This is a genomic window from Actinoalloteichus hoggarensis (assembly GCF_002234535.1).
GTDB lineage: Bacteria > Actinomycetota > Actinomycetes > Mycobacteriales > Pseudonocardiaceae > Actinoalloteichus_A > Actinoalloteichus_A hoggarensis.
The window spans coordinates 3,596,746-3,613,322 of record NZ_CP022521.1 but is presented as its reverse complement, the minus strand read 5'-3'; the positions used below and the strand labels follow the sequence as shown (position 1 = coordinate 3,613,322).

Here is a 16,577-nt window from a genome sequence, read left to right as displayed (position 1 = left end):
CTGCGGACGAAGAAGTCAGGACCGCGCGTCGGCCGATTGATCGCAACGCCGTCGTTTTCTTCGAATTCTTCATCAGAATAAAAGAATCAACTCGCTGTCGCACTCGGAACACCTCCTGTCTGTCGTCGAACACCGACTCGCCGCTCAGCCGTGGGCCTGCGTGGTTCGGCGGGCGGTCCCGGCTCCGGCCCAGGACGGACGGCGACCGAGGAATGGTCGACATCATCGCAGTTCACAGTGGGGTCGGCTGTCGGTGGTCTCGGCGACGGGGCGAGGTCGCCGCACGGGCGCGCCGATGTCCGCCCGAGCCGGCGCGGTCGCACCTCGTGCATCGAATGCCCAGCCGTGAACACCGGGCTCGACGGGGCAGTCGAATCGGCGGCGGCGTGGCCGCCTCGACGGGTTCCAGATCCAGATCCGACGGCTCCTGTGGTTCGCACGGAGAATCCGCGGTCAGAGCGGGCTGATGCGGGCCTCGGCATGTCGGGCACTGTGGCCGCCGAATCCGATTCGCTGAATTCCTGCCCGTTTTCACGCGATGCAGGCATCGTCGCCGGTTCGCGTGCCGACGGTGCGGTCGGCGGCTGCTCGGAATCGTGGTGTGGTGATGCCTCGTCGACTGTCCGCCTTCGTGCGGCCCATTCGCCTCGCGCGCTCTCCTTCGTCGACATGACGACGGATGAATGGCCCACAGGGTGACAATCGTCGGGGTCGCCGAGGTATTCATTCGTCTTGACCTGCTGCCAGCCGCATGGTTAGCATCGAGATGATCATCAAAAAGCGTGGCGGGCGGCTGTGCGTCGCCGGTCGTCGTTTTCATCGCACAATGCAGGAATCAATTGCGGGCTGATGATGAGGGGACTGCTGCCCGTAGACGATTCTGAGGTCGCCTGGGGAGTCTCATGGAAACGCGGTGCTGCACGGAGTTTCAAGATCAGTTCGATGCGCTGCGGTCGCAGTACGCCGCGGTCACCCGCGGTCTGGGCCGGGTCATGATGCTGGACGGACCCATCGGCAGCGGCAACGTGAAGCTGTTACGGGACTTCTGTGCGCACGCCACGGCCGAGGGCGCGCTCGTCCTCGCGGCGAAGTGCTCGCGAGCGGAGCAGGCCTTGCCGTTCGGAGTCGTCAGCCAGCTCTTCCACAACGACGCGTTGCCTGCCGGGGTGGCGGAGGAGGCCTACGACCTCCTCGGCCCGCACATGCTCGACGCGCAGGACGTCGGCCCGGGGTTCGCGCGAGGGCCGGTCATCGTGCAGCAGGGCCACGCCCGCCTGGTGCACAGGCTGGTGACCCTGTTGCTGAACCTCGCGCAGACCAGGCCGCTGGTGATCGAGATCGACGACCTCCAACACGCGGACGGGGCCTCCCTGGGCACGGTGTCCTACCTACAGCGGCGACTGCGTTCGACCAGGACCATGTTGGTGCTGAGCGGGTGGAACTCGCCGCGCCCCGTGCATCCGCTGTTCGACGTCGAGCTGTTTCGACAGTCCTATTCAAACCACATCCGGCTGGGCACGCTCGACCTCGATCAGATCGCCGACGTCGCGCGCACCGTGCTGGGCTCCTGTCCTGCCGGTTTCGCCGAATCCTGTCTGGCCGTCACCGGCGGCGGCTCCCTGCTGCTGGACGGCCTGCTCGCCGACACCCTCGCCGCGCGGTCCGACGTGACGGGCCGAGACGTCGCCCGGACAGGCCTGACGGTCCCGGTGGCCGGGCACACCTTCAGCAGGTCGGTGGTCACCTGCATCCACTCGGGCGAGCCCGAGCTCGCCGAGGTCGCGGCGGGCATCGCCGTGCTGGGGACGCTCTCCTCGGTGCGACGGCTCGTCGAGCTGACGAACCTGGGCGTCCAGTCGGTCGACGAGGCGCTGAGCGCCCTCGCCGACTCCGGCCTGGTTCTGGGGGTCCGTTTCCGGGCGCCGGTGCTGCGCGACATCGTCCTCGAGAGCACCGCGCCCCGACGTCGGATGGAGTTGAACCTTCGCGCCGCGCGGCTGCTCACTCGGGAGGGCGCCGAGGCCGGTGTCGTCGCCGTGCATCTGCTGGCGGCCGGGGATCTGGTCCGCGACGAGCCGTGGGCGATCGAGGCCTTGTGTGATTCCGCGGACCAGGCTCTGCTCAACGATCAGGTGCACCATGCCATCGAATGCCTCACCGTGGCCCGGTCAGTCTGTGGCGAACCGCGTCGTCGCGCACTCGTCGCGGCTCGGCTCATCCACCTGGTCTGGCGGATCAACCCCTCCGCCGCCGCTCAGGAGCTGGTGTCCTCGTATCAGGCGGGGGAGTTTCGTCATCTGATCGACGACGAGGTGCCGATCCTGATCGGCTACCTGCTCTGGCACGGGCGGTTCGACGAGGCCGCGGAGCTGCTCGACCTGGTCGACGAGCGGGCCCCTCGGTTCGCCGCGCAGACCGCGGCGGAACTGAGCATCGGCTGCCCGTGGCTGCTGGCCTCGCGTCCGGAGCCGAGCGGCGTCCTGTCCACCTCGGTCGGCGGGCTCGTCGACGAACAGCCCGTCACACGGGCGATCACGGCGTTGACGGCGGCGTTGAAGAACAGCGACGACGACACCGCGGCGCGGATCGCCCGGCAGGTGATCCAGGGATGCAGGCTCGATCACGCCACCGTCACGCCCGTGGTGGTCTCCCTGGGCGCGTTGATCGTCGGCGACCGGCTGGAGGAGGCGTCCCGCTTCTGCACGCTCCTCTGGCGGGAGGCGAGTGCGCAGAGTGCGTCGACCTGGCAGGCACAGCTCGAGGTCATGGCGGCCCTGATCGCCCTGCGGCGAGGCGATCTGGCCGAGGTCGAGCGGCAGGTCCAGACCGCGATGGCACGGATGTCGCCGCAGAGCTGGGGCGTGCTGATCGGCGCCCCGTTGAGTCTGCGGCTGCTGGCCGCGAGCACGGCGGGCCGCTACCGCGAGGCCGAGGAGCTGCTGTGCCAGGCCGTGCCGCAGGCGATGTTCGACACGATCTGGGGCCTGTTGTACCTGTACGCCCGCGGCGCCCATCGGCTGGCGACCGGGCATGTGTACACCGCGCGCGACGACCTGCTGGAATGTGGGGAGAAGCTCGTCCGGTGGAAGCTGGACCTTCCCGCGCTCATCCCGTGGCGCAGCGCGGCCGCGCAGGCCGAGCTGGCCCTCGGCAGACGCGATCACGCCAGGCAGCTCGCGGAGGAGCAGCTGCGGCTCGTCGGCCCCGGCCCGTCCCGGACTCGGGGGATCTCGCTGCGCACCCTGGCGGGCGTGAGCGACCTCGTCCGACGTCCCAGTCTTCTGCGCAGCAGCGGCGAGATGCTGGAACGCTGCGGTGACAAGCTCGAGCTGGCCCATACGCACACCGAGCTGAGCCGGGCCTGCCGGGCGCTCGGCGACGTCGACAAGGCCGAGACCTTCGCCTGGCGGGCGGGCGAGCTGTTCGACCTGTGCGGGGTTCGGCGGGCGGTGCAGGAGACCAGCCTGCCGCAGGCGGTCCCCGGTGACGAGTTCACCTCGCTGAGCAACGCCGAGCGTCGGGTGGCCAGCCTCGCCGCCCAGGGACACACCAATCGGGAGATCAGCCAGCAGCTCTTCATCACGGTCAGCACCGTCGAGCAGCACCTGACCCGCGTCTACCGCAAGTTGAACGTCCACCGGCGAGCCCACCTGCCCGCCGAGCTGGTGCTCGACGCCGGGGAGTCCGCGTGAGGGAGCGGCCGCCGCGCGAAGGGCGTTCTCGACCGCCTCCCCGGTGCTCGGAATCCGATCGTTCATCGAAACGAGCGTTCGGCGTCGACCGTTGTTCATGGCGGCTGTCGACGAATCGTCCGAAGGCAGGAGTGAATAGTCGCTGTTCGGTCGGTGACGTTGGTCCGGGAGCGGTAGTCCACCAGTATCGAATTCCCGCTCCGTGGTCACTCGATTCGAATCCCCGGGTCGCCGGACGGTGGTTCGGGACGTCGGATCGCGGTGGGGAGAAGGCGCGTGTGTGTGCTCCGCCCCGTGGGTCCGCACCGGCCGGTACGCGGCCTGCCGTCCCTCGACGTCGGTGCTCGCCTGCGGACCTCGTACTGTCGACGTCGCAGGTCATCGCGGCTTTCGGCGGTCGCGACGGGCTGCGGTCGGCGGGTCCGCCTGCCGGCTCCGCCTCGTCCGGCGGCCGGTCCGGCGCGGCGCGTGCCGCGCCGCGGGCTGGGCCGCCCCAGGATCCGCATGGTTGGTGAACAATCAACTTCTAGGGGTACCGGCCCGCAATTCTCGTGGATACAGTTCGACGGCGAAGAGACGTCCGAAATAGAAGGCGGCGGAAGATGATCGACATTCTCGACGCGGTCCTGTCCGACGACGGGACGGGAGCCGATCTGGCCGCACTTCCCGTGCCGGAAAGCTATCGGGGCGCCGTCCTGCTGGCGGAGGAGACGACCATGTTCGAGGGCGTCGCCACCGCCGACAAGGACCCGGCGAAGTCGTTGCACGTCATGGACGTGCCGACTCCCGAACCGGGGCCGGGTGAGGCGTTGATCGCCGTCATGGCGGGCGCGATCAACTACAACACGGTGTGGAGCGCGATCTTCGAGCCCCTGCCGACCTTCTCCTTCCTGAAGCGCTACGGGCGCACCAGCGCCTCGGCGGCGCGGCACGACCTGCCCTATCACGTCGTCGGCTCGGACCTCTCCGGCGTCGTGCTGCGGACCGGCGACGGTGTGACGGCCTGGAAGCCCGGCGACCGCGTCGTGGCGCACTGCCTCTCCGTCGAGCTGGAGTCCGCCAGAGGGCACGACGACACGATGCTCGACCCGGAACAGCGGATCTGGGGCTTCGAGACGAACTTCGGCGGCCTCGCCGAGCTGGCACTGGTGAAGTCCAACCAGCTCATGCCCAAGCCCGCCCACCTGACGTGGGAGGAGTCCGCGGCCTCCGGTCTGGTCAACTCCACCGCCTACCGACAGCTGGTCTCCCGCAACGGCGCCAGGATGAAGCAGGGCGACACCGTCCTGATCTGGGGCGCGGCGGGCGGGCTCGGGTCGTATGCCACCCAGCTCGCCCTCAACGGCGGCGCGGTTCCCGTGTGCGTCGTCTCCGACGAGCACAAGGCCGAGCTGGCGCGGTCCACGGGCGCGGAGCTGGTCATCGACCGGTCCGCCGAGGACTACCGGTTCTGGAAGAACGCCGAGGAGCCCGACCCGCGCGAGTGGGCCCGGTTCGGTCGCAGGATCCGCGAGCTGACCGGCGGGGAGGACCCCGACATCGTCTTCGAGCACCCGGGGCGCGAGACCTTCGGCGCGAGCATCTTCGTCGCCGCCAGGGGCGGCACCATCGTCACCTGCGCCTCCACCTCCGGATACCAGCACGTGTTCGACAACCGCTATCTGTGGATGTCGCTCAAGCGGATCATCGGCACCCACTTCGCCAACTATCGCGAGGCCTGGGAGGCCAACCGGCTCATCTGCCGGGGCATGATCCATCCGACGCTGTCGACCAGCTATCGACTGGACGACGTCGGCGCCGCCACCCACAGCGTCCATCGCAATCAGCACACCGGAAAGGTCGGCATCCTCTGTCTCGCCCCGAGCGAGGGACTCGGCGTCACCGATCCCGAGATGCGAGCCAGGCACCTTCCGGCGATCAACCGATTCCGCTCCGCCCCGGACGAACGCTGACCGACTCGGCCCGGCCGGGGGCACCCGGCCGGGATCACCCGAGATCGGCATGGCGCACGGCGAATCGGGGTTCGATCAAGGGGCTCACCCGCCGTTTTCAGGGGTTCTCGACGCGGACGGACGGTCCATAGGATCAGCAGATCGTCGGAATACTGGGGAGTCCGCAAGATGGATGCGAAGACCGATCAGGCCGTCTCCGTCGGCAGAGTGAAGCCCTGCCACATCGTGGAGCTCCCCGAGTTCGTCGATCCTCGAGGCAGCCTGTCCGTCGTGGAGGCGGGCAAGGACGTGGACTTCGAGATCAGGCGGGTGTACTACCTTTACGACCTGCCGACCACCGCGATTCGCGGTGCCCACGGTCATCACCACCTCGAACAGCTCATCATCGCGGTGCACGGGCACTTCGAGGTCGCGGTGGACGACGGATTCCGAAAACGTCGATTCAGCCTGACCTCGCCCAGGCAGGGTCTCTACATCGGGCCGGTGATCTGGCGGAACCTCATCAATTTCTCCTCCGGAGCGGTGGGGCTGGTGCTCGCCTCGAACCACTATGACGAGTCCGACTACTTCCGGGAGTACGCGGACTTCCTGACGGCCGCCAGGGAATACGCATGACGGTGCCGTTCCTCGACCCGGGCGCGGCCTATGCCGAACTACGGGACGACATCGACGCCGCGGTGCATCGGGTGCTGACCTCCGGCCGCTATCTGCTCGGACCCGAGATCGAGGCGTTCGAGGCCGAGTACGCCGCCTATTGCGGAACACGACACTGCGTGGCCGTCGGCAGCGGCTGCGACGCCCTGGAGCTGGCACTGCGGGCGTTGGACATCGGCCCCGGCCACGAGGTGATCGTGCCCGCCCACACCTTCATCGCCACCTGGCTCGCCGTCTCCGCGACCGGGGCCGTGCCGGTGGCCGTCGAACCGGACGAGCGCACCTACAACCTCGATCCGGCGCGCCTGACCGAGGCGATCACGCCCAGGACGAGGGCGATCATCCCGGTACACCTGTACGGGCAGCCCGCCGACCTGGACGCCGTCCAGGCCGTGGCCCGCCGACACGGCCTGGCCGTCGTGGAGGACGCGGCGCAGGCTCACGGCGCGCGATACCGGGGTGCGCGAATCGGCACGCGGACCACCGCGACCGCGTTCAGCTTCTATCCCGGCAAGAACCTGGGCGCGCTCGGCGACGGCGGCGCCGTGATCACCGACGACGAGGCGGTCGCCCGGCGCCTGCGCCTGCTGCGCAACTACGGCTCCACCGTGAAGTACCGCCACGAGATCAAGGGCACCAACTCACGACTGGACGAGATCCAGGCCGCCGTGCTCCGTGTGAAGCTCCCCCTGCTGGACGAGTGGAACGCCCGGCGGGCCGCCGTCGCCCGGCGTTATCTGACCGAGTGCGCAGGCCTGCCGGGCGTGACCATGCCCTACGTCGCGCCGTGGGCGGACCCGGTCTGGCATCTCTTCGTGATCCGCAGCGCACGACGCGATCGGCTGGCGCGGCGGCTCGCCGCCCGCGGGGTGGGGACGCTCGTTCACTACCCGACGCCCCCACATCTGTCGCCCGCCTACGCCGGATCACACCCGGGCGAGGGTTCCTGTCCCCGCGCCGAACGGATCTCCGACGAGGTCCTGAGCCTGCCGATGGGGCCGCACCTGTCCGAAGGCCACGTCGACGCCGTCGTCGCCGCGCTGCACGCCGCGGTCCGCGAGCAGGCCGACGACCCGTCGGACCGGCGGAGCGCCCCGACCGACGGCGATCCGCCGGACGCCCGCGCGCCTGCCTCGGCCTGACCGTGCAGGCCGACGGGTGATCGGCCACATCAACCGCGAAGAACGGCAGAGGAGCCCAGGATGCCCACCACCGACGAGGTGGATCGCAGCAGGGCCGCGTATCGAGCAGACCTCGAACGCGGCACCAGCAGACTCTTCCATCCCCGTGGCACGACGTGCCCGTGGTGCGGGTCCACCGACCTGCGGGTGCGACTGCGGACCACCGACCTGCTTCAGCACAAGCCGGGGCGGTTCACCCTCGACGAGTGCGGCGGCTGCCGACACGTGTTCCAGAACCCCCGTCTCACTCCGGAAGGCCTGGACTTCTACTACCGGGACTTCTACGACGGGCTGGCCGCCGAGCGGATGGACCGACAGCTGGAGAAGGAGGCAGGCGCGCATCAGGCCCGCGCCGAGGTGCTCCTGCCCCACGCATCCCCGAAGTCCTGGCTGGACGTCGGAACCTCCCACGGACACTTCTGCCAGGCGGCGGCCGAGTTGTTCCCCGACACCGAGTTCGACGGGCTCGACCTGGGCGAGGGTGTGGAGCTCGGCAGGCGGCAGGGCCGGATCAAGCACGCCTACCAGGGCCAGTTCGTCGACCTCGCCGACGAACTGACGGGCCGCTACGACGTGGTCAGCATGTTCCACTACCTGGAGCACAGCGCCGAACCCAAGCCGGAGCTGCGCGCGGCACATCAGGCGCTACGGCCCGGCGGCCACCTGCTGATCGACGTGCCCGACCCCGAGTGCCGGTTCGCGCGGCTGCTCGGACGCTATTGGATCGGCTGGACCCAGCCGCAGCATCTGCACTTCATCCCGCCGGCCAATCTCCGCGCGGAGTTGCACCGCGCCGGCTTCGACGTCGTGGTGGTGCAGCGTGCCGAGGCGCACCTGCCGTGCGACCTCGCGGCGGCCGCCTGGCTCTTCGTGAACCATCTGGCGCCGAGGCAGGACCGACCATGGCTGTTCGACAGGCCGGGGCCGCTCCGTCGGGCCGGCAGGCTGGCCACGCTGATCGGGGGCGCCCCGCTGATGCTCGGGGGGATGCTCCTGGATCGCCTCGTCGCACCGGTCGCGGATCGGCTGCGACTCACCAACTCGTACCGGGTGCTCGCCGTACGACGGTGAGCACCCGGGTTCGTCAGCGAACGCCGATGAACAGCCCTCGGCCGGACGGGCCGCCGGGCAGGTATTCGACGGTCAGACCTGCCCGTTCGAAGGCCTGCTCGTACTCCTGCCTGGTGAACAGCGTGATGACGTGGGACATGGTGAAGTGCTCGGCACCGGACTCGGCGTCGGCCACGATGAAGTGCACCTGCATGTGCGTCGCGTCGCCCTCGCGCACCGAGTGGGAGACTCGGGCGATCGTCCGCCCGCCGCTGGTCACCACGTCGCCGGCGACATAGCCGGAGAGGAACGTCTCGGGGAACCACCAGGGCTCGATGACCAGGACGCCGCCAGGCGTCAGGTGCCGGGCCAGACTGTGCGTGGTCTCGTCGAGTTCGTCCGTCGAACGCAGGTAACCGACCGAGCTGAACATGCTGGTGATCGCGTCGAACTCGCGGCCGAGGTCGACGGTGCGCATGTCTCCCCGGCTCAGCCGCACCCCCGGCAGCTTCGCGCGGGCGTAGGCCAGCATGTCCTCGGACAGGTCCATCCCCTCGACGTCGTCGAAGAGGGCGGCGAAGCGACGGAGATGCGACGCGGTCCCGCAGGCGACGTCGAGCAGCGAGGACGCCTGCGGCGCCCGCTGTCGGATCTCCCGAGCGATGTCGGCGGCCTCGGCGGCGTAGTCCTTGCCGCGCGCCTCATAGAAGGCGTCGTAGACGGCGGCGAGGTCTGCTTCGTACACGAGTTCTCCCCTGAATGCTCTCGGCGGCCGAGTGAGTCGCGCGAGTACGTCCACGCGCGGCGTGGTCGGGTGGTCATGATCGGACGAATCGGGACGGATTCCGCTCGGCCTGGCAGCCGCCGCCACAAGCGGGCACGGCCCGCGGTCGGTCACCTGGTGAGCTCGGGCTTCTGCTGACCTCGGGTTTCCGAGAAGGCCTCAGCTCCGAACGGCGTACACCAGGTGGTTCTTCGATCCCGACAGCCCCTCGGCGGCCTCGTCGACGACCGTGAAGCCCTTCTCGGCGAGCAGCGCGCGGAAGGCGGCCAGCCTCCCGTGGAAGTCCTCCACCTCGGCGACGACCTGGCGGATTCGAGGCCAGTCGGCGTCGTCGATCCCGCGCAGCACGTCCAGCTCCGCACCCTCGACGTCGATCTTGAGCAGGTCGATCGGGCGGGTGCCGCCGTGTCTGGCCAACACCGTCGACAGCCGCGCGATCCCGACCGTGACCTCCTCGCCGGTGTAGACCTGGCCCGCCACCGAGGCGCCCATCAGGCCGGCGATCAGCTCGCGGCTGAGCGCCTTGTCCTCCGGGTAGCCGGTGGAATTGCTGGGAAGCGCCGGATAATAGGTGAATCGCATGTCGCCGTCGGTCTCGCCAAGGCCGGCAGGAAATGCCGACACCGCGTCGAGTCCATGCAGTTCGATATTCTTGGTCAAGGCCTCGTGGATCGCGGGAACCGGTTCGAAGGCGAGGATCTCGGCCAGCGGACGCTCTCGTTTCAGGAAAAGCGCGAAGATCCCGATGTTCGCTCCTGCGTCGATGACGAACGGATTCTCGGGAAGGCTGACCGGATGCTTCAGGTACGAGCGGCTCTCGAAGACCTCGGAGTAGATGTACTGAGCCTCATGAGGGCCGTACTCCGGGTGCTGGGACGGCGTATAGACGCCGAGTTCCTCGGTGAACCGCACGAAATGAAGTTCGGCCATGCTCGATTCCTCCTGGCGGGCGTGTCACCGGCGGCGAAGTAGATCTGCGAGTCGCGACCCGGCGAGGTTATCCCGGCGTCGCCGTCACGAGCAAGAAAATAGGGGTCGGCGGTTAGGGGTTGCTCGTCGAAGATCGACGCAGGTACCGTCCGGCCCGGGGATCGGCGTACTCGAGTGATCGGTGCGAGACGCTGCGGTGGTGAAGGGAAATCAATGGAGGTCATCGGAAACGGCTTCATCGCGCGGCATCTGCGGAGATATTTCGCCGATCGGCACCCGGGCACGACGGTTATCGCGGCAGGCGTCTCCCGCACCACGGCGAACGGCGCGGCGGAGTTCGCTCGGGAGCGGCTGCTCGTCGATGAGGTCACCCGACGATGCCGAGCCGAGAGCCGGAGGATCGTCTTTCTCTCGACGGCGGCCTCCGGGCTCTACGGCAGCCGTGGCGGACCGCACAGGGAAGACGAGCCGATCAACCCGGTCTCTCCGTACGGACGCCACAAATGGAATCTCGAGGCGATGATCGCCGACTCCGGGGTGGACTGGCTGACCCTGCGGCTCAGCTCGCTGGTCGGCGACGGCCAGCCCGCGCACCAGCTGGTGCCGTCTCTGACGGCGCAGATCGAAGCCGGCGTGGTGACCGTGTACCAGGGCAGCCATCGCGATCTGCTCGACGTACGTCACATGGTGGACATCCTGGACCACCTGCTCGCGGCGAAGGTGTGTCGAACCGTGGTCAACGTCGCCTCCGGGACGCCGCAGCCGGTCGACCACATCGTCACCTGCATCGAACGGCGGCTCGACACGTCCGCGCGCTGGGACTTCATGACCGGCTCCTCGGGCGGTGCCGTCGTGTCGATCGACCGACTGTGTGAGCTGGTTCCCGAGGTGGCCGCCTACGGTTTCGGCCCCGGCTACCTCGAACGGCTGATCCATCGCTACGTCTCGCCGGCGTCCGACGAGGAGTCGCACGTTCCCGCCCGGCCGCGGGCGGAGGAGGAGCACCATGACGGAACGACGATCGGAACCGGCTTCCGCGACGGCCCGGCCCGATGACCGCAGGCACGTGGCCTGCCTGCTCTATCCGGCGTACGGCCACACCCTCCCCGCGCTGGAGGTCGTGGCCGAGCTGGTGCGCCGAGGCAACCGGGTCACCTGTTTCGTCGGTGACCTCGTGGCCGACTCCGTGGCGGCGACCGGGGCCGAGGTCGTGCCTTACGGCGTCGGGCTGAGTGCCGCCCCGCCGTTGGTCGATCCCACCGTCGACGAGATGGCGGAGGCGAGCCTGCGGCTCGTGGTCGAGACGTCGGCGGCCTGCGACGCCGTCGCCGAACGGCTGGCCGACGACGTCCCCGACGTCCTGGTCTGCGACATCGTCCTCCATCTGTGCGGCGGAGTCCTGGCGCGCGGCTGGGGCAGGCCGATGGTGCGGCTGCTGCCCACCTTCGCCTCCAACGAACACTTCTCCCTCCAGGAACGGCTGTCCGTCGGCGCCGACCAGATCGACTTCGCACATCCGGCGATGCGAGAGGTCGAGAATCGGCTCACGAGCTTCCGTGCCGCACACGGTCTCTCGACCGACGGCCAGAAGGACTTCTTCCCCGGCGACACCGAGCTGAGCCTGGTGTTCATCCCTCGGCGGTTCCAGTGTCGAGGCGAGACCTTCGGCGCGGACCATGCCTTCGTCGGACCCTGCGTCCCGCAGGCGAGCCCCCGACCGCCGGAGACGCGATGGCGGCCGCCCGGCGACGGCCTGCCGATCGTGCTGATCTCCCTGGGCACGGTGGACAACGATCGTCCCGAGTTCTTCCGTGCCTGCGTGGCCGCGTTCGAGGGCCTGCCGTGGCACGTCGTCATGACCATCGGCGACAAGATCGGCGTGGCCGAGGTCGGGCCGCTGCCGCCGAACGTCGAGGTGCGTTCGTGGATCCCACAGGCCGAGGTGCTCGCCCACGCGGCGGTGTTCGTCTGCCCCGGCGGGATGGGCTCGATCATGGGGTCGCTCGCGTTCGAGGTCCCGCTCGTCGTCGTGCCTCGCCACCCGGAGCAGTACGCCAACGCGGAGCGCGTCGCCGAGCTGGGGCTTGGCCTGCTGCTTCCCGCCGCCGAGGCGACGGGGGAGACGCTGCGGGGCGCGGTCCTGGCGGCCGCGGAGGACACGTCGACTCGGGATCGGCTGCGGGAGATGCGGGGCGAACTGGAACGGGCGGGCGGCGCCCGAGCGGCCGCGGACCGGGTCGAGGCGCTGGCGGCCGCTTCGGTCGTCGAGCCGGCCTGACGCCCGTCGGGGCGATGCGGGCGCCGAGGCGGGTGGTTCGTCTGCCGTGGTCCTCGGCGGGCCGTTCCGGAGACACGTCGGTGTGGCGCGGGCGGCGGAGGCGACCGTCGATCGATCGGGGCGGCTCACCGCCGACGGTGGGACCGTGGGAACGGCGGCGCGAGCGGGGCGGCTCGGGGCCGGGTCCGGGAGACGGCGGGGAACCTCGACCGGACGGGACCAAGAGCAGGGGCAGGGCGGCGTCGGCCAGGAGTCGATCCGTCGATGATCAAGCTGCGAGAACGCAGAGATCCACTACGGTATAGTTCTCCATGGAGACATTTGACGCCCATAGTGATTTTAATGGATGTGAGGCAAGTTGTCAACCTTCGAGTTCGAGGCCGAGCTGGCGGCCGAACGCGAGTACGTCGCGTCCCTCTACGAGAAGCTTGACGAGGAGAGGCGGAAGGCAGAGCAGGAGCTCGAACGGAACCTGCGCGAGCGCACCGCGACCAGCCCGCAGGCGCGCTGGCAGCAGCAGGCCTCGGTCGACCACCTCACCACCCGGATCCACGCGCTGAAGGTCGCGGACTCCGGGCTGTGCTTCGGCCGGATCGACGAGACCGACGGCGAGACCACCTACATCGGTCGGATCGGGCTGTTCGACGAGGAGAACGACTACGAGCCGCTGGTCATCGACTGGCGGGCGCCGGCGAGCAGACCGTTCTACTGTGCGACGGTCGCGAAGCCGGAGGGCTTGGTGCGGCGCCGCCACTTCCGATCACGCGGGCACGAGGTCGTCGACTTCCACGACGATGTGCTCGACCTGAACGCGGCCGAGGGCGGCGGGGACGCCGACAGCGCGCTCCTCGCCGCGCTCAATGCCCCGCGCGAAGGACGGATGCGGGACATCGTCGCGACCATCCAGGCCGAGCAGGACGAGATCATCCGGCTCGGCCACGGCGGCGTCGTGGTGATCCAGGGCGGCCCGGGCACCGGGAAGACGGCCGTCGCCCTGCACCGGGTGGCCCACCTCCTCTACAACCACCGGGACCGACTGGCCCGACGAGGCGTGCTCGTGGTCGGACCGAACGAGGGCTTCCTCGACTACGTCGGCAACGTCCTGCCGTCTCTCGGCGAGACCAGCGTCGTGTTCGCCACGACGGGAATGCTGATGCCGGGCGTCGTGGCCACCAGGGAGGACGGCCCCGACGCCAAACGGGTCAAGGGTTCGCTGGCCATGGTCGACGTGGTGAAGGCCGCCGTCGCCGATCGGCAGGAGCTTCCGGACGAGCCGATCCCGATCGAGCTCGACCATGTCGACGACCTCAAGGTCGACGCCAAGCTGGCCGAGCGCGCCCGGCAGTACACCCGCGACGCGGGTCTGCTGCACAACGACGCGCGCGAGGTCTTCCACCAGCACCTCGTCGAGGGCCTGGTGACGCGGGCGGTGAACCAGATCGGCAAGGGCTGGCTGGACAAGCGCGACACCGTGCTGCGTGCGGAGCTCGCCGCCGACACCACCGCCGCGCTCAAGGGCAGCGACGACGTGGTGCGCGCGGTCAACCGGCTGTGGCCGTTCCTGACACCGCAGCGGCTGCTCGCCGACCTGTTCAGCGATCGCGCGCGCCTCGCCGCGGCGGCTCCGAACCTGTCCGAGGCCGACCGGGAGAGCCTGTACCGCGAGGTCGGCGACGCCTGGACCGTCTCCGACGCGCCGCTGCTCGACGAGGCCGTGGAGTTCCTCGGCGTCGACCACTCCGCGGAGAAGCGGGCGGCGCGGGAGCGTGAGGAGCACGTCAAGTACACCAAGGGCGTGCTCCAGGTCCTGGAGACCGACGACGAGATGGACGACGAGACGCTGCGGGCCTCCGACGTCGTGGACGCCGAGACGCTCGCGGATCGCAACGAGGAACGGGACGGGCGGGACATCGCCACGCGTGCGTCCGCCGACCGCGAATGGACCTACGGACACGTCGTGGTCGACGAGGCGCAGGAGCTGTCCGAGATGGACTGGCGGATCCTGATGCGCCGCTGTCCGACGAAGTCGATGACGATCGTCGGCGATCTCTCTCAGCGCCAGTCCGCGGCGGGCGCTCGCACCTGGGGCGCGATGCTCGACCAGTACGTGCCGCAACGGTGGATGTACCGCGAGTTGACGATCAACTACCGGACGCCCTCGGAGATCATGGAGGTGGCGAGCCGGGTCCTGGCCGAGCTGGACGCGACCCTGGCCATGCCGGAGTCGATCCGCAGCAACGGCATCCGGCCGCAGGCTCGCGAGACGAACGCGGCCGCCGTGGCCGAGACCGTGGCCGAGGCGGTCCGCACGTCTCCCGAGGAGGGCGCGGCGGTGGTGATCGTGCCGGAGGGGATGACCCTCGACCTCGCGGAGTTCGGCGTCGACGCGCCGGTCCTCACCCCGCAGGCGTCCAAGGGACTGGAGTTCGATCTGGTCGTGGTCGTCGAGCCGCATCGGATACTGGCCGATCCGCTGCACGGCGCGGCGGAGCTGTACGTGGCGCTCACCCGCGCCACCCAGCGGCTCGTGGTGGTCCACTCCGAACCCCTGCCCGCCGTGCTCGACGGGCTGGAGAGCGCGGTCGCGGAGACGCGTTGAGCCGACCCGATGACCGGTGGGCGGGACGGGGAGTCTCGTCTCTCCCACCGGTTCCCCTCGGTTTGTCTCGACGACGAGGTCTCGATTTCTCCGAGAACTCCGTTACCCTCGATCGAGACCAGGGAACAGCCGGTCTGTGACATCAATTGATTTCCGCTCTGGGGAGGATTCATGCGTGTCCTGTTCACGACGTTCTCGGCACGAACTCACCTGTATCCGATGGTTCCGTTGGCCTGGGCGTTTCGGGCGGCGGGCCATGAGGTCGTCGTCGCCAGCCAGCCGATGCTGACCGACGCGATCAGCGAGGCGGGGTTGCCCGCCGTACCGGTGGGCACCGACTTCAGCACGGCCGAGATCGTCGCGAACGCCGCCGACGACATCGCCAAGCCGGTGGAGATCTTCGGCTTGGAACCCGAGACTCTGGACTGGGACGAGCTGACGGCCGGATACCGGTCGTTCCTCAAGGCCGGAGTCATCCCCTTCAACGACTCGATGGTGGACGACCTCGTCGACTTCGCCGTCGGCTGGCAGCCTGACCTGGTCATCTGGGAGCCGATCACCTTCGCGGGGGCGGTGGCCGCACGGGTGACCGGCGCCGCGCACGCGCGGCTGCTGTGGGGGCAGGACGTGTGGACACGGACCCGCGAGCACTTCGTCCGGTCGAGGGACGCGCGTCCCGTCGAGGAGCGGACGGACCTTCAGGCGGACTGGCTGACCGGCGTCCTGCAGCGCCACGGCGCCGACTTCCACGAAGAGGTGGTGAACGGCCAGTGGACGATCGACCCGATGCCCGCCGCCCTGCGGCTCGACGTCACGACGCCCTCGGTGCCGATGCGATACGTCCCCTATAACGGTCGTTCTCCCATTCCGAATTGGCTGCGGGAACAGCCGACGCGACCGCGGATCTGCGTCACGGTGGGCATCAGTCAGCGTGAATACGAACACGTTCCCGGCCCGGGACAGAATGACATCGGTGCGATTCTCGACGCGGTCGCGGATCTCGACGCCGAGGTGATCGTGACCCTTACCGAGCGGCAGCAGGCGACGCTGGCGGAGTCCTTACGCCACCCGAACGTGCGCGCCGTGGAGTTCGTTCCGCTCCATGCGCTGCTGCCCACGTGTGCCGCGGTCGTCCACCACGGCGGGGCGGGAACCTATTCGACCGCGCTGGCCGCGGGCGTGCCGCAGCTGATCATCCCGAACATGTTCGACACGGTGCTCAAGGCACGGCAGCTCGCCGATCTCGGCGCGGGTCTGTACATCCACTCCGAGGATCTCACCGGTGCCGAGGTGCGGGCAGGCCTGGCGCGGATGCTGGCCGAGCCCTCCTTCCGCGAGAGCGCCGACCGACTGCGGCAGGAGAGCCTCGTGGACCCGACACCGGGCGAGCTGGTGCCGGTGCTGGAGGGCCTGACGACGAAGCACCGGGCCTGAGGCGGTGGCCTCGGGCCCGCCCG

The 16,577-nt window shown here is 69.3% G+C and carries 10 protein-coding genes and 1 pseudogene; 9 read left to right on the top strand and 2 right to left on the bottom strand.

All coding sequences use genetic code 11. From position 1 onward, the window contains the following. Window positions 1–902 precede the first annotated feature (902 nt). From AHOG_RS15580 to AHOG_RS15560, 5 genes and pseudogenes are all read left to right on the top strand, one after another. Window positions 903–3,692, top strand: a complete 2,790-nt coding sequence (locus AHOG_RS15580; RefSeq protein ID WP_093942012.1) for an AAA family ATPase — start codon at window positions 903–905, stop codon at window positions 3,690–3,692. A 602-nt stretch (window positions 3,693–4,294) separates the two neighbouring features. Further along, on the top strand, window positions 4,295–5,644 hold the full coding sequence (gene ccrA, locus AHOG_RS15575; RefSeq protein ID WP_093942011.1) for a crotonyl-CoA carboxylase/reductase: 1,350 nt from the start codon (window positions 4,295–4,297) through the stop codon (window positions 5,642–5,644). 168 nt (window positions 5,645–5,812) lie between these two features. Then, complete coding sequence (locus AHOG_RS15570; RefSeq protein ID WP_093942010.1) at window positions 5,813–6,259, top strand: sugar 3,4-ketoisomerase; 447 nt, start codon at window positions 5,813–5,815, stop codon at window positions 6,257–6,259. Further along, window positions 6,256–7,347: pseudogene (locus AHOG_RS15565) on the top strand (DegT/DnrJ/EryC1/StrS family aminotransferase); the annotation flags it as partial. The gene AHOG_RS15570 and the pseudogene AHOG_RS15565, both read left to right, overlap by 4 nt. A gap of 153 nt (window positions 7,348–7,500) precedes the next feature. Further along, on the top strand, window positions 7,501–8,550 hold the full coding sequence (locus tag AHOG_RS15560) for a class I SAM-dependent methyltransferase (protein WP_093942008.1): 1,050 nt from the start codon (window positions 7,501–7,503) through the stop codon (window positions 8,548–8,550). Window positions 8,551–8,563: 13 nt separating this feature from the next. On the opposite strand, the gene AHOG_RS15555 is transcribed toward AHOG_RS15560, so the two are convergent. Further along, window positions 8,564–9,274: a class I SAM-dependent methyltransferase gene (locus tag AHOG_RS15555; RefSeq protein ID WP_093942007.1), complete on the bottom strand. Its 711-nt coding sequence runs from the start codon at window positions 9,272–9,274 to the stop codon at window positions 8,564–8,566. Between the two features lie 198 nt (window positions 9,275–9,472). Continuing rightward, entirely contained in the window at window positions 9,473–10,243 is a 771-nt protein-coding gene (locus AHOG_RS15550) for an FkbM family methyltransferase (protein WP_093942006.1), read from the bottom strand. A 213-nt stretch (window positions 10,244–10,456) separates the two neighbouring features. On the opposite strand from AHOG_RS15550, the gene AHOG_RS15545 reads away from it, so the two are divergent. The 4 genes from AHOG_RS15545 to AHOG_RS15525 all read left to right on the top strand — a co-directional run bounded on the left by AHOG_RS15545 (window position 10,457) and on the right by AHOG_RS15525 (window position 16,554). Then, complete coding sequence (locus AHOG_RS15545; protein WP_093942005.1) at window positions 10,457–11,299, top strand: NAD-dependent epimerase/dehydratase family protein; 843 nt, start codon at window positions 10,457–10,459, stop codon at window positions 11,297–11,299. Then, window positions 11,250–12,521, top strand: coding sequence for a macrolide family glycosyltransferase (locus AHOG_RS15540; protein ID WP_093942004.1), 1,272 nt, complete (start codon window positions 11,250–11,252; stop codon window positions 12,519–12,521). Before AHOG_RS15545 ends, AHOG_RS15540 begins: the two co-directional genes overlap by 50 nt. A gap of 358 nt (window positions 12,522–12,879) precedes the next feature. Continuing rightward, window positions 12,880–15,120: an ATP-binding domain-containing protein gene (locus tag AHOG_RS15530; protein WP_093942002.1), complete on the top strand. Its 2,241-nt coding sequence runs from the start codon at window positions 12,880–12,882 to the stop codon at window positions 15,118–15,120. A 171-nt stretch (window positions 15,121–15,291) separates the two neighbouring features. Next, window positions 15,292–16,554 (top strand): activator-dependent family glycosyltransferase, encoded by a 1,263-nt coding sequence (locus AHOG_RS15525; RefSeq protein WP_093942001.1) that lies wholly within the window; start codon window positions 15,292–15,294, stop codon window positions 16,552–16,554. The last annotated feature ends 23 nt before the right edge of the window (window positions 16,555–16,577 follow it).

What these genes read in the sequence shown, in the direction of transcription:
- AHOG_RS15580 (WP_093942012.1), top strand. Translation starts at nt 903, where the DNA reads ATGGAAACGCGGTGCTGCACGGAGTTTCAAGATCAGTTCGATGCGCTG.
- ccrA (WP_093942011.1), top strand. Translation starts at nt 4,295, where the DNA reads ATGATCGACATTCTCGACGCGGTCCTGTCCGACGACGGGACGGGAGCC.
- AHOG_RS15570 (WP_093942010.1), top strand. Translation starts at nt 5,813, where the DNA reads ATGGATGCGAAGACCGATCAGGCCGTCTCCGTCGGCAGAGTGAAGCCC.
- AHOG_RS15560 (WP_093942008.1), top strand. Translation starts at nt 7,501, where the DNA reads ATGCCCACCACCGACGAGGTGGATCGCAGCAGGGCCGCGTATCGAGCA.
- AHOG_RS15550 (WP_093942006.1), bottom strand. Translation starts at nt 10,243, where the DNA reads ATGGCCGAACTTCATTTCGTGCGGTTCACCGAGGAACTCGGCGTCTAT.
- AHOG_RS15545 (WP_093942005.1), top strand. Translation starts at nt 10,457, where the DNA reads ATGGAGGTCATCGGAAACGGCTTCATCGCGCGGCATCTGCGGAGATAT.
- AHOG_RS15540 (WP_093942004.1), top strand. Translation starts at nt 11,250, where the DNA reads ATGACGGAACGACGATCGGAACCGGCTTCCGCGACGGCCCGGCCCGAT.
- AHOG_RS15525 (WP_093942001.1), top strand. Translation starts at nt 15,292, where the DNA reads ATGCGTGTCCTGTTCACGACGTTCTCGGCACGAACTCACCTGTATCCG.